At 69.4% G+C, this 17844-nt stretch carries 16 protein-coding genes; 11 read left to right on the top strand and 5 right to left on the bottom strand.

Translation table 11 applies throughout. The annotated features are described in order from the left end of the window. Positions 1-189 precede the first annotated feature (189 nt). Together F4562_RS28510 and F4562_RS28515 are read left to right on the top strand one after the other, a co-directional pair. Entirely contained in the window at positions 190-618 is a 429-nt protein-coding gene (locus tag F4562_RS28510) for an HIT family protein (protein ID WP_184541375.1), read from the top strand. 130 nt (positions 619-748) lie between these two features. After that, positions 749-2746, top strand: coding sequence for a hypothetical protein (locus tag F4562_RS28515; protein WP_184541374.1), 1998 nt, complete (start codon positions 749-751; stop codon positions 2744-2746). Here the strand turns inward: F4562_RS28515 and F4562_RS28520 are convergent. Continuing rightward, entirely contained in the window at positions 2733-3191 is a 459-nt protein-coding gene (locus F4562_RS28520; protein WP_184541373.1) for a hypothetical protein, read from the bottom strand. The genes F4562_RS28515 and F4562_RS28520 overlap by 14 nt on opposite strands. A 172-nt stretch (positions 3192-3363) precedes the next feature. On the opposite strand from F4562_RS28520, the gene F4562_RS28525 reads away from it, so the two are divergent. Beyond that, positions 3364-3585 (top strand): hypothetical protein, encoded by a 222-nt coding sequence (locus F4562_RS28525; RefSeq protein ID WP_184541372.1) that lies wholly within the window; start codon positions 3364-3366, stop codon positions 3583-3585. Between the two features lie 165 nt (positions 3586-3750). On the opposite strand, the gene F4562_RS28530 is transcribed toward F4562_RS28525, so the two are convergent. Next, positions 3751-3984 (bottom strand): hypothetical protein, encoded by a 234-nt coding sequence (locus tag F4562_RS28530; RefSeq protein WP_184541371.1) that lies wholly within the window; start codon positions 3982-3984, stop codon positions 3751-3753. Between the two features lie 477 nt (positions 3985-4461). Here F4562_RS28530 and F4562_RS28535 point away from each other — a divergent pair, with 477 nt between their 5' ends. The 8 genes from F4562_RS28535 to F4562_RS28570 all read left to right on the top strand — a co-directional run bounded on the left by F4562_RS28535 (position 4462) and on the right by F4562_RS28570 (position 13122). Further along, complete coding sequence (locus F4562_RS28535) at positions 4462-5685, top strand: helix-turn-helix domain-containing protein (protein ID WP_184541370.1); 1224 nt, start codon at positions 4462-4464, stop codon at positions 5683-5685. A gap of 130 nt (positions 5686-5815) precedes the next feature. Beyond that, positions 5816-7012: a sensor histidine kinase gene (locus F4562_RS28540; RefSeq protein WP_184541369.1), complete on the top strand. Its 1197-nt coding sequence runs from the start codon at positions 5816-5818 to the stop codon at positions 7010-7012. Positions 7013-7125: 113 nt separating this feature from the next. Continuing rightward, positions 7126-7887, top strand: a complete 762-nt coding sequence (locus F4562_RS28545; protein ID WP_184541368.1) for a LytR/AlgR family response regulator transcription factor — start codon at positions 7126-7128, stop codon at positions 7885-7887. Between the two features lie 260 nt (positions 7888-8147). Next, complete coding sequence (locus F4562_RS28550) at positions 8148-8495, top strand: hypothetical protein (protein ID WP_311733980.1); 348 nt, start codon at positions 8148-8150, stop codon at positions 8493-8495. 186 nt (positions 8496-8681) lie between these two features. Further along, on the top strand, positions 8682-10181 hold the full coding sequence (locus tag F4562_RS28555; protein ID WP_184541366.1) for a sodium/solute symporter: 1500 nt from the start codon (positions 8682-8684) through the stop codon (positions 10179-10181). Between the two features lie 254 nt (positions 10182-10435). Further along, positions 10436-10765 (top strand): DUF485 domain-containing protein, encoded by a 330-nt coding sequence (locus F4562_RS28560; RefSeq protein ID WP_184541365.1) that lies wholly within the window; start codon positions 10436-10438, stop codon positions 10763-10765. Continuing rightward, the gene (locus F4562_RS28565; RefSeq protein WP_184541364.1) at positions 10762-12372 is read left to right on the top strand and encodes a monocarboxylic acid transporter; all 1611 of its coding nucleotides are present in this window, start codon (positions 10762-10764) and stop codon (positions 12370-12372) included. Before F4562_RS28560 ends, F4562_RS28565 begins: the two co-directional genes overlap by 4 nt. A 147-nt stretch (positions 12373-12519) precedes the next feature. After that, positions 12520-13122 carry a TetR/AcrR family transcriptional regulator gene (locus tag F4562_RS28570; RefSeq protein WP_184541363.1) on the top strand — a complete coding sequence of 201 codons (603 nt, stop codon included), beginning with the start codon at positions 12520-12522 and terminating at the stop codon, positions 13120-13122. A gap of 29 nt (positions 13123-13151) precedes the next feature. Here F4562_RS28570 and F4562_RS28575 read toward each other — a convergent pair whose 3' ends face one another. From F4562_RS28575 to F4562_RS28585, 3 genes are all read right to left on the bottom strand, one after another. Then, positions 13152-14315: a sulfite oxidase gene (locus F4562_RS28575; RefSeq protein ID WP_184541362.1), complete on the bottom strand. Its 1164-nt coding sequence runs from the start codon at positions 14313-14315 to the stop codon at positions 13152-13154. Between the two features lie 76 nt (positions 14316-14391). Then, complete coding sequence (gene polX, locus F4562_RS28580) at positions 14392-16074, bottom strand: DNA polymerase/3'-5' exonuclease PolX (RefSeq protein WP_184541361.1); 1683 nt, start codon at positions 16072-16074, stop codon at positions 14392-14394. Positions 16075-16129: 55 nt separating this feature from the next. After that, on the bottom strand, positions 16130-17617 hold the full coding sequence (locus F4562_RS28585) for an AAA family ATPase (protein ID WP_184541360.1): 1488 nt from the start codon (positions 17615-17617) through the stop codon (positions 16130-16132). Positions 17618-17844 lie beyond the last annotated feature (227 nt).

Consider the following 17844-nt stretch of genomic DNA (forward strand, 5'->3'; position numbering starts at 1 on the left):
CCCCGGACGCCCGCCGAGTGGCCCACCGCCTTCGGGAGGCCGTCGAACGGCTGTGGCTTCCGGACGCCCGCCGAGTGGCCTATCGTCTCTGGGTGGCTGTTGAACGGCCTGTGGCTTCCGGACGCCCGCCGGGCGGCCCGTCGCCTCCGGGAGGCCGTCGAACGGCCCGTAGCCTCCTATCCTGGCGTGATGCCAGACGAACAGTGCACGTTCTGCGCCATCCTGACCGGGGAGCGGCCCGGCCATGTCGTCCTCTCCGACGACGTGTGCACGGCGTTCCTCGACACGCGGCCGGTTTTCAAGGGGCACGTCCTGGTGGTGCCGCCCACCCACGTCGAGACCTTGCCGGACCTCCCGGTGCCGCAGGTCGGCCCGTTCTTCGAGCGGGTACGCACCGTCGCCGCCGCCGTCGAGCACGGCCTTGAGGCGGGGGGCACGTTCGTCGCGATGAACAACCGGATCAGCCAGAGCGTCCCGCACCTGCACGTCCACGTCGTTCCCCGCAACCGCAAGGACGGCCTGCGCGGCTTCTTCTGGCCCCGCACCACGTACGCCGACCAGGCCGAAGCCGAGTCGTACGCCCTGCGCATCCGCAAGGCCCTCGCCGCGGCCTCCTGACCCGCGTCCGCCTCTCCCGCCTGCCTCTCCCGTCCGCACTCGCTCGGTGACGGGTACGGGGCGGGCAGTCATGGCGATCGCGCGCAGGAGCGGGACACGACGGTCATGATGGTCGTGTGGAGGTGAGGACGTGGGGGAGACACCTGCGGTGACACCGGGAACCGGGCCGCTCGCACCCGGTTTCAACGGCATCGACCCCGTGCTGATGCGGGGCTTCATCGCCGACCTGGAACGGGCAGGCCAGGTCATCGCCGAGCACACCGAGAAGATCCGCAGGGAGCTCGCCGCGGTGAACCTCCCCGCCGCCTCGCTCACCCCGGTCAGGGAGATCGGCGGCTGGGCCGAAGAACAACTCCCCGGGCTCCGCCGGCGGGTGGAGACCATCTCCGCCGAGCCCGCCGCGCTGCTCGGCGGCGGCCTGACCGGGTACCGGGAGAGCGCCTCCCTCACTCCCGCGCAAGCCCGGCGCCAGGGCAAGGACCTGGGCGAACGCATCGCGGACCTCGACCTCGACGAGTTCTCCCTCGCCGGCCCGTACGCCTCCGACCGGATGGCCGCGCTCGTCGAGGAGCTCAGGACCCATCGGCACGACGCCGACTTCACCGCGGCCTTCTTCGCCGCCCTCGGCCCCGGAGGAACCCGCGAGCTCGCCGGGCGGCTGCGCCGCCTGGCCGACGACGAAGAAGCGGTCCGGGCCGCCGGAACGGCCTTCGCCACCGCTGTCGCGGCCGGGACGAAGGTGCCGGGGTTCGCCGCGGTCGTCAAAGCCGTGGAGAAGCTCGACGCGCTGGACGACGTCGCCGACCTGCTGAGCCACGGCCGCTACCCGGCTGCCTGGCTGGCCGGGATAGCCGCTCCCGCACTCGCCGCGGACAGCCGGGTGGCCGGCCCCACCCTGGGCGGAATCCTCAAAGCCCTCGGCAACAACCCCGCCGCGGCGAGACTCGCCATCAGCTCCGCCACCGATCTCAGCCCGGTCCCGGCCTCCGTGAGATCCCCTTTCGGAGCGCTGCCGGGCTCCCCGCAACTATGGAAGGCGCGACCCGAACTGGCCGCGTTCCTCACGACGCTCAACGAGCGCGCGAACGGGTCACCCGACACGGCGAGCGGCTTCGGACGGCTGCTGGCCGCCGCATCGGGCGCCTACGACGAGCCACAGGACAAGCACCGCGAAGAAGCCGCGTTCTTCGCATACACGGTGATGACCATGGCAGACGACCTCGAACTGGGTGACGCCACCCGGCCGCACCTGGCGGAGATCGCGGGTTCCTACGCCACGGAGATCACCCTGGGTGCCGACATCGGTGACACCGACATGACCGAGGACAGCGCTCTCCGGGTCACGCCGGGATACTTCGAGCCGATGACCGTCCCCGGCCTGCGCGGCGCCTTCCGCCTCAGCCCCGAGGACACCTTCCGCTTCATGACCACCTTCGCCGGAACCGCCGAGAACCGCCTCCCGTTCGACGCGGGCATGAGCCGGCTCGTCGAGCGTCTCCTGCCCCAGGCTTCCCGTTACGCCAGGAGCACCGAGAACGTGAAAGTCCTGGATGACCTGTTCGCCGCCCTGGGAAACGTCCGGGGCTTCGAACTGGCCGCCGCCGCGCGTGTTCTCAAGCCCGAGGACGAGCGGGTCAAGGACGCCGACGATGCCCGAAGCCTGACGATCGGCACCACGCTGGGGCTGATGGGCCTCGTTCCTCCTTTCTCCCTCGCCGCCCGCACCTGGGGGATGCTCTCCATCGGGTGGTCCACGGCCGACACGTACAAGCCCGATCCGAGGGAACAGGTCGCCGAACTCCGCGAACTCGACGGCGCCGAAACGCTCGGTCGTCAGTACGTGATAGCCGAACTCCTCGCCGAGCAGGGTTTCACTCCGAAGGTCCCCCCGTCCGACCCGGCCATCACCGACGCGAACGGAAACCTACGGCCCTTCAATGAGATCGCCAAGCAGGGGGACGTCGGCATGAAGGCTCTGGAGAAGTGGTTCATCAGTAATGGGATGGGGGCTGGAGAAAATGTCTCCAATGGGGAGCTGAGTCGTTCGACGGCGGATAAATTTGATGGACGCAAGAATTTTGGATACGAGCGGGCGATCTTTTACAAGGGAAAGCTCACGACCGACTGAGGCATTCGGTCTCGCCGCTCACTATGTAGTCCCCTGTGGAGGAGGCGTCGAGGACTAAGATGGTCCTGCTCTCCTCGCTTGCGATCTTGGATGGTTTGGAGAGGTCCGGCACGCCAACGCCGGTGTATTTTGCTACACGACCAACGGCTCCTCGCATCTCATCCTTCATGAATATGGCCTCTGAATGCGGAGGTTCGCCCTGCCCGGTCGCGGCGAAGGTCCGTTTGGCCCCGCCGTCCCCGCAGGGAACGTCCTTCCCTCCCGGGTCGGTGACCGTTATGTTCTTCGCGCGCACCTCCCCGAGAAGCTTTAGAACATGCGTTTTGAGGGTCTCTCCAGCCTCGGCGGCGGTAGGCTCCTTGCCCCCGCAGGCGCTTAGAGCCGTCCCGGCCAGTAGAAGCGTCATAACAATCCTTATGGGGAAGCCAAGGGCGGAACGGGACATCAAGTCTCCTTTGCAGCACTGGCCGACTGAACGCACGATCTCATATCGTCCATGGGAACACGCAAGCCATGCCGGAGGGACGCCGAAATGGAGGGCGGAATAGATGGGTTCCGGGCCTGATGGAATGGTGTCCAATCCTCGCCGGGAAGAACTCCGGCGTGCCCTGGCGCGGGTGCAAGAGCACGCGGAGCAGCTGGAGGCGGCGCTGGACCCCGCACACGCATCGTTCACCGGGAAGGCCGTCTGGGTGGGCCCGGCGGCACGGGTGTTCGCCGAGGAGTTGACCGGCCGGCGCAACCGGCTCCGGGCACTCGTGCAGCGGATCGTCGAGGAGTTGGAGGCGGAGCTCCAGGCCACCCCGGAGAAGGCGAACCGGTCACCGAGCCTCTGGTGACCGGAGGCCGCGCCGCACACCGGTGATCGGAGGCCGCGCCGTACACCGGGGCAGGGAAACCGACCGGCGTGAGGGCGTTCCCCGGCGAGTTGAAGCGTCCGGCGTAGAGGCGTGGCGGCGGTGCCCCTCCAAGCGACGCGCCGCCACGCCCGTCCACGAGGTGGGTCACGACGCCCGCTGCGAGGGGGCGTGTCCCCACATCTGTCCTTCCAGCCGCAGTTCGGCGTCGAGCCGACGACCCAGTTCGGAGAGGTCGGCCCCGCACCGGACGTCACACAGGCCGTGCTCCAGCCCGCGTGCGGACAGAGGTGTGCGCCGGACCGCGTACCAGTCGGCGCCGACTCCCGACGAGATCATCCAGTGCCGCCCGAAACGGGCCGTCAGCTCCGTCCGCGTCACTGCGGCGCTACCAGATCTCCTGTCGATTCCGCCGAGCAGACTGGCACAGGCGGGGGGAGTGCTTCACGAAGGCTCACATAGCGGAACGCGATCCGGCGAGCGGCCCGGTCCGGCTCGGTCACCGAGTCCCAAGCGTAGACGGAACGCCTGCGTTCGCTACCCCAGCCAGCCCGCCACCAGTAGTTTTGACCGTCGGACCACACGACGAGGTCGGTCCACAGGGACAACAACGCTAACCCGTCTCGATAATGCACGTCTCCCGCTACGCCGAGCATCTCAAGCCGCTGGCCGAGCTGTTCGATGGCTGTCCTGGCCGTCGTCGCGGTGATCGGACGACGGAGGGGTCCTCCGGCGCCGCCACATCCATTGATGATCACAATGAGTAATGCTAGAGACGCGAAGAGGTATGGAGATCAGTGTGACTGATACTTTGGCGGCGGCAAGGTCATGAGTCCTGTCGCACGTTACTTTGAAGTCATGGCCTACTCAGATCCGGTGGGTGAGAGCCCCGGAACACGCGTGCGTCGGGCTCGTAAGCGTGCGGGCATTACTCAGCGTGAGCTGGCCCGGCGTGTCGGCCGGGCGCAGTCATGGGTGTCCGGGGTGGAGAACGACAGCATTCCGCTGGATTCCATCGCGTTGGTCAACATCCTCGCCCGTGTGCTTCGTGTGCATCCCAACGAGCTCACCGCGCGTCCCTACCGAGGTGAGACGCCGATCGAGGACCGCGGACATTCGGCTATCCCTGAAATTCGCCGCCATTTGGAGCGCTATGACCTGGATCCTGAATGGGATGGTGAGGTGCGATCACTGCCCGAGCTGAGTGCCGCAACTGAGCATGCCGGCATGTTACGACGGCAGGCGCGTTATGCGGAGCTCGCTGAGGAGCTTCCCGGTCTTCTCTCCGAGCTGCAGGCGGCGACTTATCTCTGCGCCGAGCCTGATCGGAGCGCAGCGTTCAGACTGCTTTCCCTGATCTATCAGGCGGCGGATACGGTCGCGTACAACCTGGGCTACGCCGATCTGTCGGTGATCGCCACTGATCGGGTTCGCTGGGCGGTGAAATGCTCAGGAGATCCGCATCATGAAGCGGTTTTCGCCTACCTGCGCATACGGAATCTGTGGTCCAGCACTTCGTGGAACGATGCGCTCGCCGTGCTCGACAGGGCATGTGCGGGTGTCGAGGACGAGTACACCGTCGGTCGGCCGGAGGCGCTTGCTCTCTGGGGCGGACTCCAGCTACGGGCCGCGATCACCGCTGCCCGGAAGAACGACGCCGACGAAGCATGGTCACGTCATGCGCTCGCGGCTGAGGCCGTGGCACGCCTCGGGCAACGGCAACACGCCAACTACTACGACTTATGCACCATCCAGCCCAACATCGACATTCACGGTGTCGCCATCGCGGTGGAGCTCGGCGACGGTCCTGAGGCCGTACGTCGGGGGGAAACTGTCCGACTTCCAAAAAATCTGCAAGCGAGCCGAGTCGGACACCATCATCTTGACTACGCCCGCGGCCTGCTCTGGTGCGGCAAGCGCGAGGCTGCTCTGAACGAGTTGGAACGTGCGGAGAAAGTCGCTCCCCTGCTCATCCGTAATCATCCGATGGCCCGGCAGGCCGTCCGGACCCTCCTCGATCTCGAACGTTACGGTTACCGCGAGCGTATCCGTCGTCTTGGAGCTCGTATGCACGTTCTGTGAGAGTGCACTAAGGGCAAGCCGCGTCCCGTAACCCCCGTAAGCCCTGGAACGGTCCGTGCCCGGGATACGGAGCGTGCCGGCGGGCTCGCGGAAAGGACACGGGAGAAGCCGGGCGTATAGGGTCCGGATTGTGGAGCCCGTCGTCGTGGTGCTGCTGGTCGCCGCCCTGGTAGGGGTGCCCGCCCTGGTGCTGTGGCGGGTTCTGCGCGGTCGCCGGGAGTTGGGCAGCAGCCCGGCGGAGCGGGCCACGTTCGAGACCCTGCACACCGCCTCCCTGGCCGCGCCACCGTTGCGGGCCGGGCTGACTGAGGCGGGGGCACAGAAGGCGTCCCGATACCTGCGCGCGCTGCTGGGTTCGCCGGCGTTGGCGATCACCGATGAGAAGCGGCTGCTGGTCTACGACGGGGAGGGCGCCCACCACGCCCGGGAGGCGTTCGCCCACGCCGCCAAGACCCTCGCCGGGGGCCGGACCCGGGTTCTCGGGCCCGACGTCGTCTCGTGCGACCTCCCGGAGTGCCCGATCAGGTACGCCGTGGTGGTGCCGCTCACCACCGACGGCCGGGTGGTCGGGTCCCTCGCCGCCTATGGCGGGCACGCCTCGGCCGGCCTGGTCAGGGCCGCCCACGAGGTGGCGAATTGGGTCGACTCGCAACTGGAGCTGGCCGAGCTGGACCGGTCGAGGACACGCCTGATGGAGGCGGAGGTGCGGGCATTGCGCGCGCAGATCTCCCCGCACTTCATCTACAACTCGCTGACGACCATCGCCAGTTTCGTCCGTTCCGATCCTGATCGTTCCCGGGAACTGCTGCTGGACTTCGCGGACTTCACCCGTTACTCCTTCCGGCGGCACGGCGAGTTCACCACGCTGGCGGAGGAGCTGCGGTCCATCGACCGTTACCTGACCCTGGAGCGCGCCCGGTTCGGGGACCAGCTCCAGGTCACGCTGCGCATCGCCCCCGAGGTGCTGGCGGTCGCGGTGCCGTTCCTGTGCCTGCAACCGCTGGTGGAGAACGCGGTGCAGCACGGCCTGGAGAGCAAACCGGGCGTCGGCCGCATCTCGATCGTCGCCGAGGACGCCGGGTCCGAGTGCCGGATCAGCGTCGAGGACGACGGGGTCGGCATGGATCCCGAGCGGCTGCGCCGGATCCTCGCCGGTGACGGTGACGAGCGTTCGGGGGCCGGGGGAGTGGGCCTGGTCAACGTCGACGAACGGCTGCGTCAGGTCTACGGCGACGAGTACGGTCTGGTGGTCGAGACGGCCAAGGGGGCGGGGACGAAGGTGAACGTCCGTCTGCCGAAGTATCATCCGAACGTCTCCGCGCGGTGACAGGGTGTGCGCCGTCATCGAATCTGAGACAGTCGAATCTGAGACAGTTGACACGTGATGTCTGGTTCATAAATCTCTAGAGATTCGTAGGTGGACGACCCGGAGGAGCAACCGTGACCGGCCTGCGCGTCCTTGCGGTGGACGACGAGCTCCCCGCGCTGGAGGACCTGGCCTATCTGCTGCGGGACGACCCCCGCATCGGCGAGGTCTGCACGGCGAGAGACGGTGCCGCCGCGCTGCGCGTCCTCGACCGGGCGATCGCCGAGGGGCGTCCGATCGACGCGGTCTTCCTCGACATCCGGATGCGCGGCCTGGACGGGGTGGTGCTGGGCCGGTTGCTGTCGCAGTTCGCCAACCCGCCGCGGGTGGTCTTCGTGACGGCCTACGAGGAGCACGCGGTCGACGCCTTCGAGATCAAGGCGGAAGACTACCTGCTCAAGCCGGTCCGGCCGGAGCGGCTGGCCGAGGCCATCCGGCGGGTGTGCGTCTCGGCGGACCTGCCGGAGAGTGAGAGCGTCTCCCGCGTCGAGCCGGACACCATCCCGGTCGAGCTCGGCGGGGTCACCCGCTTCGTGGCCAGCACCGAGGTCCGCTATGTCGAGGCGCAGGGCGACTACGCCCGCCTGCACACCGCGTCCGGCAGCCACCTGGTGCGCATCTCGCTGGCCACGCTGGAGGAGCGCTGGTCGTCGGCCGGTTTCGTCCGGGTGCACCGCAGCCATCTGGTGGCGGTCAAGCACATCGACGAGTTGCACATCGACTCGGGCCGGTGCGTGGTCCGCGTCGGCGACACCGAGATCCCGGTCAGCCGCCGCCACACCCGGGAGCTGCGCGACCTCCTGGTCCGCCGGGCACGCCGGGGCCGGTCCGAATGAGCCGTGACTTCGAGTCCCGCGACGGCACCGAGCCGTTCCGCTGGATCGCCGACCGGCTGGCCCGCCCGTCCGTCCGGTCACCGCGGGAGGCCGGCCGGGTGCCGCGAGAGCCGGGCGGCTCTCCGGAAGGGCCGGACCGGCCGCCGCGGGACGCGGAACGGCCGCGCCGGGATCCGGAACGTGCACGCCGGGATCCGGAACGTGCACGCCGGGACGCGGAACGGCCGCGCCGGGATGCGGAACGGCCGCGGCGTGAGGTGGTGACCAGCCCCCGTACCCTGGCCGCGCGCCACCCCCGCTACCCGGTGACCAGGGAGATCGACGAGCAGACCCACCTGGGCGAGGTGTACATGCGCTCGCTGATCCGTACCCAGTTCCGGCTGGCCCTGTTCGTCTGCACGGTGCTCGGCTGCGTGGTCGGCGGCCTGCCGTTGCTCTTCCTGCTGGTGCCGGAGCTTCGTGAGGTCCGGCTGCTGGGGGTTCCGCTGCCGTGGGCGGTGCTGGCCGGCCTGATCTACCCGGCGTTCGTGGCCGGTGCCTGGCTGTACGTCCGGCAGGCGGAACGGAACGAACGCCACTTCGCCGAACTGGTGGACCGGGAGCGATGAACCGGCGGACCCGTGGACCGGGAGCGATGAACCGGCGGACCCGTGGACCGGGAGCGATGAACCGGCGGACCGGAGACGACCAACGGCGCGCCGGGAGTGATGAGGCCGCCTACTCCGGGCCGTGCTCCAGGACGGCAGCGATGAACCGCCGACCCGAACGCACCCCGGGACGGGGGCGGTGAGCCGGTGAGCACGGCGTACGGGGTGACGGCGGTCGTGCTGGTGGTGCTGGCCGCCGTGCTGATCGGCGCGTTCGGCATCCGCCTGTCGCGGACCACCTCGGATTTCTACGTCGCCTCCCGCACGGTCTCACCGTTGTGGAACGCCTCGGCCATCGGCGGGGAGTACCTGTCGGCGGCGAGCTTCCTGGGGATCGCCGGGCTGATTCTCACCTACGGTGCCGACATGCTCTGGCTGCCGGTCGGCTGGACCGGCGGCTACCTGGTGCTGCTCGTCCTGGTCTCAGCGCCGTTGCGCCGTTCGGGTGCGTACACCCTGCCCGACTTCGCCGAGGCCCGGCTGGAGTCGATGGCGGTGCGCAGGACGGCCGGGGTGCTGGTCGTGCTGATCGGCTGGCTGTATCTGATGCCGCAGTTCCAGAGCGCGGGCCTGGTGCTGCGGGCCATCACCGGTGCCCCCACCTGGGCCGGCGGGCTACTGGTGGCGGCGGTGGTCTCGGTGAACGTGATGTCGGGCGGCATGCGTTCGATCACGTTCGTGCAGGCGTTCCAGTACTGGCTGAAGCTGACCGCGCTCGCCGTGCCACTGGTGTTCCTGCTGCTGGCCTGGCGGGCCGAGGGGGCGCCGGGGATGAGCGCGCGGGACGCGGCGGTGTGGGCGCTGCCGCTGTCCAGCGGCAGGGAGTACGGCCTCTACTCGACCTACTCGCTGATCCTGGCCACCTTCCTGGGCACCATGGGGCTGCCCCACGTGCTGGTCCGTTTCTACACCAACCCCGACGGCCGGGCCGCCCGCCGCACGACGCTGGTGGTGCTGTCGTTGCTGGGCGCCTTCTACCTGCTGCCCGCCGTCTACGGCGTGCTGGGCCGGATCTACGTGCCGGAGCTGAAGGGCAGCGACACGGTGGTGCTGACGCTGCCCGGCCGGCTGGTCGGCGGGGTGGCCGGTGATCTGCTGACGGCGCTGGTGACGGCGGGGGCGTTCGCGGCGTTCCTGTCGACCTCCTCCGGGCTGACGGTCTCGGTGGCGGGGGTCATCGGGCAGGACATCCTCAAGGGCGGGGTGCGCTCGTTCCGGGCGGCGTCGGTGGTGGCCGTGATCGTGCCGCTGGTCCTGGCGACGTCGGCGCGCGCGTTGCCGGTCGCCGACGTCGTGGGCCTGGCGTTCGCGGTGGCGGCCTCGTCCTTCTGCCCGCTGCTGGTGCTGGGCATCTGGTGGCGGCGGCTGACCCCGGTGGGTGCGCTGGCCGGCCTGCTCGTCGGTGGGGGGCTCGCCTGCGGCGCGGTGCTGACGACGATCGGCGGCGGGCCGCACACCGGTCTGCTCGGTGCCCTGCTGGCCCAACCGGCCGCGTGGACGGTGCCGATCGCCTTTGTCGTCATGGTGGCTGTGTCGTTGCTCACCCCGGGGCACATCCCGCCGAACGTGGCGCGCACGATGGTGCGCCTGCACGCTCCCGAGACCCTTGATCTCGACCGCGGCGACTGGCGTCCCCGGTCCCTGTGAGCCTCCCGTGTCCCGCTGAGGCCCCCGTGCCAAGCCGCCGGCGTTGAGCCGCGGGCGCCTCGGCACCGGCCTTCTGACGCGCTTCTCCGCCCGCCGGACCGCTCGTCGCGCGATACGGACCTTTCACCGCATGACAGCACCAGTTGAACGCCACTCGGCGGCGCCTCGGCGAAGAGGCGGGATGCGGGGCTCCTCACCGGGCATGGTCCCCTCCTACGTTGTCCGTGATCCAGATCACATCTGCGGGAGGTCCGGTGACCACCAGGCAACATGACTCATCGCTTTATGAGGAGATCCAGGCCACTGAACGGTTCCAGGAGCTGAGGCGGCGCTTCCGGAACTGGGCGTTCCCGATGACCGCGGCGTTTCTCGCGTGGTACCTGCTCTACGTCGTGTTGTCCGGCTGGGCACGTGACTTCATGGGCATGAAGCTCTTCGGCAACATCAACGTGGCGCTGGTGTTCGGCCTGCTCCAGTTCGTGTCGACCTTCTGGATCGCCTGGGCCTATTCCCGCTTCGCCGAGAGGAAGCTCGACCCGATGGCAGACGAGATCCGTCACGAGGTCGAGGGGAAGACCGAATGAGCCACCAGACCCTCTCCACCATCCTGTTCCTGCTGTTCGTCGCCGGAACGCTGGGGATCACCTTCTGGGCCAGCCGGCACACCAAGGACGCCACCGACTACTACGCCGGCGGCCGCTCGTTCAGCGGTGTGCAGAACGGTCTGGCGATCGGCGGCGACTACATGTCGGCCGCCAGCTTCCTGGGCATCGCCGGCATCATCGCCCTGTCCGGCTACGACGGCTTCCTGTACTCGATCGGGTTCCTCGTCGCCTGGCTGGTGGCGCTGCTGCTGGTCGCCGAGCTGATGCGCAACTCCGGCAAGTTCACCATGGCGGACGTGCTGGCCTTCCGGATGAACCCCCGGCCGGTCCGCACCGCGGCGGGCGTCTCCACCATCGTCGTGTCGATCTTCTACCTGCTGGCGCAGATGGTCGGCGCCGGCGCGCTGGTCGGCCTGCTGCTCGGCGTCACCTCGGACGCGGGCAAGGCGTTGACGATCGTCGGCGTCGGCATCCTGATGATCATCTACGTGGTGGTCGGCGGCATGAAGGGCACCACCTGGGTGCAGATCGTCAAGGCCGTGCTGCTGATGAGCGGTGCCACCCTGGTCACGCTGCTGGTCCTCGGCAAGTACGGCTTCAACCTCTCCGGGCTGCTCGGTGACGCCGCCACGCAGAGCGGGAAGGGCGAGGCGTTCCTGGAGCCGGGCCTGAAGTACGGCACCGAGGCGCAGGGGATCGCCGGGAAGATCGACCTGATCAGCCTCGGCCTGGCGCTGGTGCTCGGCACCGCGGGTCTGCCGCACATCCTGATCCGCTTCTACACGGTGCCCACCGCGAAGGAGGCCAGGAAGTCGGTCATGTGGGGCATCGGCATCATCGGTGTCTTCTACCTGCTCACCCTCGTGCTCGGTTTCGGCGCGGCGGCCCTGGTCGGCGGCAAGGCGATCGTCGCGCAGGACAAGGCGGGCAACACGGCCGCCCCGATGCTGGCCGAGGCGGTCGGCAGGGCCATCTTCGGCGACGTGGGCGGGACGATCCTGCTGGCCGTCATCGCGGCGGTCGCGTTCGCCACGATCCTGGCGGTGGTCGCCGGTCTGACGCTGGCGTCGAGCTCCTCCTTCGCCCACGACCTGTACGCACACGTGTTCAAGCACGGCAACGTCACCGACCGGGAGGAGGTGCTGGTCGCCCGGATCTCGGCCTTCGTCATCGGCGCGGTCTCCATCGGGCTCGGCATCCTCGCCCAGGGGCAGAACGTGGCCTTCCTGGTCGCGCTCGCCTTCGCGGTGGCCGCGTCCGGCAACCTGCCGGCGATCCTCTACAGCCTGTTCTGGCGGCGGTTCAACACCGCGGGTGCGGTCTCGGCGATCTACGGTGGCCTGGTCTCCGCACTCGTCCTGGTGATCTTCTCTCCGGTCGTGTCGGGCAGTGCCACCGCGCTGTTCCCGAACGCGAACTTCGCGTGGTTCCCGCTGAGCAACCCCGGCATCGTCTCGATCCCGATCGGCTTCCTGGCCGGGTACCTCGGCGCCCGCCTCAGCAAGGAGCACAACGAGAGCAAGTACGCCGAGATCGAGGTCCGCTCGCTCACCGGCATCGGTGCCGAGAAGGCCGTCCATCACTGACCACTCCCGTCCCCCTCCCGAGGCCCGGCCGTCCCCCCTTGCGGCCGGGCCTCACCCTTCCCGTCCCGGGGCAGGGGGCGGTTTCCGTACGGCCCTGTCGCCCCGTCGGCATGGAAATGCGGGCCCGCCCCTGGCTATCGTCTGTCTGTGGGCAGCCTCCGACAGCGCTCCGGCCGCTCCGGCCGACCCGGTCGAGCGCGCGACGCCTCCGACACCGACGCGCGCACCCGTATCCTCGACGCCGCGGAGAAGCTGTTCGCCGGGGTCGGCTACGAGGCCACCCCCACCGCGGAGATCGCCCGGCTGGCCGAGGTGCCCAAAGGGCTGGTCTTCCACTACTTCCCCAGGAAGATCGACGTCCTGGTCACCCTGATCGACGAGCGCACCTTGGTGGAGGAGTCACCCGAGGTGGAGGCCGTCCCCGGCGACGCGGCCGGCACCCTGTCCCGGCTGGCCCGGCGCCTGCCGCTCAGCGCCTCCCCGGCGATGCGCCGCATCCTGTTCCGCGAGGCCGACACGCACGGATCGGTGCGCGACCGGCTCGGCCGGCTGAACGGTGAGATCATCCGCCGGGCCAGGTTCGCGCTGGAGCTGGCGCTGCCCACCCGGCGCGGCGACGCCGCCCGGCTGGAGGTCGCCGCGGTCACCTTCGCCGCGGTGCTGCTCTACCAGGAGAACCTCTGCCAGCTCACCGGGCACCACATCGACCCGGACGCCGTCGCCGAGCTGATCGCCCACGCCCTCGGCTGAGGCGGCCGGTCCTCAGTCGGGGACACCTCTCATGGGTGGACGACGGTCACGGGATGGCGGACGACCGCGTCGAAGAGGTAGCCGAGCTCGTTGTGCGGGGTGCGCGGCGGCTGCACCGCGCCGGTCTCGTCGGTGGCGCGGGCGAGCAGCGCGTACGGGCCGGTCTCCGGCGGGTTCCAGGTGACCTGCCAGCGGGTCCAGGCCGGTGCCGGCCCCGGGTCGAGGAGGCGGGCGTGCCGCCAGGTGGCACCGCCGTCCGTGCTCACCTCCACCGCGACGATCCGGCCGTGTCCCGACCACGACCGTCCGCGCAGCACGTGTGGCCGCCCGGCGACCAGGGTCGCGTTCCACGCCAGCTCGAAGGCGCTCCTGACCCCCCGAGAGGTCAGCGGGTCGCCGCCCCGCGGCGGGTGGGACGCGCCGAACATCCGGTAGAGGACGGTGTTCCACGGTGAGGACAGCGGTGAGGTGGAGACCTCGATGTCACCGACCCACTTGATCGAGGCCAGGCCGATCCAGGACGGGACGATCAGCCGCACCGGGTGACCGTGGTCGGGCGGGAGCGGGCGGCCGTTCATCTCGTAGGCGAGGATGACGTCGTGCAGCGCCTTGGTCACCGGGACGGGCCGCCGCACCGGACCGACGTCGACCCCGTCGTGGACGTAGCCGGGGTCGAGGCCGCGGGCCATGACGTCGACGGCGTCCGAGGTGATCCCGGCCAGGTCGAGCACCGTGGCCAGCGGCACTCCGCGCCAGCGGGCCACACCGACGCCGCCCAGCAGCCAGGGGGTTCCGGAGACCCGCTGGCCCTGCTGGGTGGTGAAGAGGCTGCGGCCGTTGCCCGCGCACTCGATCGCCGCGTCGAGCGTCACGGCGGGAAGTGCCAGCAGGTCCTCGTAGCTGAAACTCCGGGGGTTGCGCAACCCCGTGCCGTGCAGTCGCAGCCGCCAGGAGGCCGCGTCGACGATCGGCGTGGCGGTGTGGTTGCGGACGAAGAACCGTTCGGCGGGCACGTGGAACCCGGCGTCGCGCATCGCCTCCCAGCGCATCTCCGCGTTGGTGTCGTGCACGACGAACAGCTCCGGCGGCAGCGGCTTGACGATCCCCGGCGAGGACCGTCCGGCCGGTGTCTCCTCGCGGGCGTGGCGGGAACCGGCCCGGTGAGCGGGATCGGCGAGACCTTCGGGTGACATCGGACTCCTCCCTTCCTCATCTATTTCCTACCAGGAAACAATGTAATTCGAGAGGGGGTGCGGGACTCCGATGTTCTCAGCGGCCGAGGAAGTCCAGCAGCCGCTCCAGCGGCCAGGTGTTGATCACGTCGTCGCCGGTCAGCCGGCCGCGCTGGGCGATGCCGATCCCGAACCGCTGGTTGCCCAGGTGGGGAACCGCGTGGGCGTCGCTGTCGACGGAGAACCGCACGCCGTGGTGACGGGCCAGCCGCACCAGGTCGGAGGGCAGGTCGGAGCGGCCCGGGAAGGAGTCGATCTCCATCGCGGTGCCGGTGCGGGCGGCGGCGCGGAAGACCTCGTCCCAGTCGGCGTCCACCTCGGGACGCCTGCCGATCTGCCGCGTCGTCGGATGGCCGATGACGTGCACGTGCGGGTTCTCGCAGGCGGCCACGAAGCGCCGCGTCATCTCCTCGCGCGACTGGGTGAAGTGCGAGTGGACGCTGGCCACGCACACGTCGAAGCCCGCCAGCACCTCCGCCGGCCAGTCGACCGAGCCGTCGGGGGCGATGTTCAGCTCGGTGCCGTGCAGCAGCCGCATGTCCGGATACCGCTCCTGGAGCCGCCGGAGCCGCTCACGCTGCTCCAGGGCCCGCTCCAGGGTCATCCGGTGCATCGCCAGGTCCGGCGCGTGGTCGGTCACCGCGTAGTAGGAGTAGCCGAGGGCGTGCGCGGCGGCGACCATCTCCTCCAGCGACGCGATGCCGTCGGTCAGGTCGGTGTGGGTGTGCAGGTCTCCCCGGAGATCCTCGACGGAGACCAGCGCGGGCAGCTCACCGGCGAGCGCGGCGGCGATCTCCCCGCCGTCCTCGCGCAGGGTGGGCGGGATCCACTGCATGCCGAGCGCCCGGTAGACGTCCTCCTCGTCCTCGGCGGCGATCACCCGGTCGCCTTCGAACAGGCCGTACTCCGAGAGCTTCCACCCCTTCTTCACGGTGATCTCGCGCAGGTGCACGTTGTGCTCCTTCGACCCCGTGAAGTACTGCATCGCGGCGCCCCACGACTCGGCCGGGACCAACCTCAGATCGACCTGAACCCCCTGGGGGGTGCGGATCGAGGTCTTCTTGTCGCCGGAGGCGATGACCTCCGCGACGTGCGGCCCCGCCTTGAAGACGTCCATCAGCGACTCCGGGCCGACCGCGAGGATGTCGACGTCGCCGATGGTCTCCTTCATCCGGCGCAGTGACCCGGCGTACGCGATCCGCTCGGCGGGCAGGGAGGCGATGATCCGCTCCGCCAGGTCCATCGCCACGCCGATGTGCACCCTGGCGCTGCTCTGCTCCAGTTGCTCGACACCCTTGAGCAGGTTCTCCTCGGTCTTGGCGCCGAAGCCGCGCACCCCCTTCAGCCGGCCCTCGGTGATGGCGCGGACCAGCGCCTCGGGGGAGTCGACGCCCAGCTCCCGGTAGAGGAACACGGCCCTCTTCGGGCCCAGGGAGGGAACCCGGGTCAGCCTCCGCACCCCTTCGGGGACCTTCTCCCGCAGGTCGTCCAGCTGCCGGAAGCTGCCCCGCTCGAGATACTCCTCGACCTTCTTGGCGATCGCCTCGCCCACCCCCGGCACGCTCCGCACGGCCGTGGTCGCGATGTCCTCCGGGAACCCCGAGATGGCCTTGGCGGCCTTCTGGTAGCTGCGCACCCGGAACGCGTCGCCGCCCGTCATCGCGAACAGCTCGGCGTACTCCTCCAGCGCTGCCGCGACGTCGTCGTTAGCTCGTGCCATGAGGCAAGCCTAGAAGATCGCACCGACGTTTCCCGGACGCCCGCCCGGCGGCCGGTCACCGGTCACGGCTGCCGGCCCCGTACAGCGTCGGGAGATCGACGAGCAGCACGGAGGGGTCGTGACGTGCCTCGGCGCGCAGGGTTTCGGTGAAGCCGGCACCGCTGTAACAGGCCAGCACGGTTCCCTCGGTGTCGTAGCCCTTGGCCGACAGCAGGTCACGGGCCCGGCGCAGGCGCGTCAGATGGCGGAGGTCCATGACCTTGTCCCACTTGGCCTCGCCGAGGGATCTGATCGCACGGGGTTCGCCGGGGTAGGCGGGGCCGAGGACGGCGATGTCCACGTCGATCTGGGATCTGGCGGCGGGATCGGCCACCGTTCCGGCCGAGACCTCGCCGATGCCGCCCTCTCCGAAGTGCGCTCTGCCGTGGCGCAGGGCGTACTCACGGCAGAGCGTCTCGAAGTGCGGACCCATGACCTTGGAGATGAAGCGCTGGGACGACCGTCGCCAGACCTCCTCGGCGAGGCCGAGACTGAGGTCCGCCCACTCGGGCCGCATGATCGCCTGGTAGAAGGTGATGAGCGGTTCGGCGATGCGATACCGGGTCCGCCCCGACCGGAAGGCGTCCTTCTCCTTGACCAGCAGGCCGCAGTCTTCCAGGACGTTGAGGGGGTGGGCGATGTCCGATGACCTGTAACCGATGTGACCTGCTATGCCACCCCAGGTGTTGTTGCCGTCCGCGACCGCGGAGAGCACCGAGTGGTAGAGCGCGGGATCGCGGATGTCGGACTCCTCGGTCAGCAGATACCGTCCTTCGCGGAACAGGGACGTCCGCCGGTTGAGCACGGTGCGCGTCACCCACGCGTCGAAGTCGCCGGCCGACGCCGGCCGGTCGCCCGCCACGAACTCGTCCCGGTACGCCGGAGTGCCACCGACGATCGCGTGGAGCATCGCGGCCAGCCGGGGGTCGGAGATGCCCCAGAAGGCGGCCGACTCCCGGTACGACAGCGGCTGGACCACGAGTTCCAGCCGGGCCCGCCCGCGTAACGGCGCCTGCCCGGAGAGGACCCTGCCCATCACCGACAGCGCGGAGCCGCAGATCAGCACCCTGGCGTTGCTGCTTCCCCGGTGAGTGCGTCCGCGTAGATCGATCTCCTGCTTGAGGATGGACGGAATCGCGGGGTTCGCCTTCATGAGGTACGGGAACTCGTCGATGACCAACGGCATCGGGCGATCCCCCGGAAGTGAGAAGAAGAAGACGAGGGCGTCCCGCCAGTCCGCGAACGGGTAGCCCACGGGGGAACCGGTGTGCCGGGCCAGGGCCATGCCGAACAGGCGGAGCAACTCGATGTCCGTGCCCTCGGTCGCCTCGAAGTAGAAGCCCCCGAGGGCTTCGGTCAGAGACTTGAGCAGGAAGGTCTTCCCCTGGCGGCGACGGCCGCTGACGACTCCCAGCGCGACCTCGGGCTGGGAGCCGGTCGCGAAGGAGGTGAGCGCCTCCCACTCCTCATCCCGGCCGAAGACATGATCCGGCTTGTGCGCCATGGGTGGTCACCTCATCACTGAAGTGCAGTCCACTGGACTGTACTTCAGTCTTTTCGTCCCGGTGGCCTTTCCGGAGGAGGGCCGATGCGGCCCGGGGCCGTCACGATCCTGTCCTCCCCAAGCGTTCTCCCGAAGCTCCGGCGAGCCGTGAGGCGGCAGAGGAGGAACGGCCGGAGGACGCCGGAAACGTACCGTGCGGTCCTGTTTCGACGGGTGCCCTCCGGGGA

It is taken from the genome of Streptosporangium becharense (genome assembly GCF_014204985.1).
GTDB classification, from domain to species: Bacteria; Actinomycetota; Actinomycetes; order Streptosporangiales; family Streptosporangiaceae; genus Streptosporangium; species Streptosporangium becharense.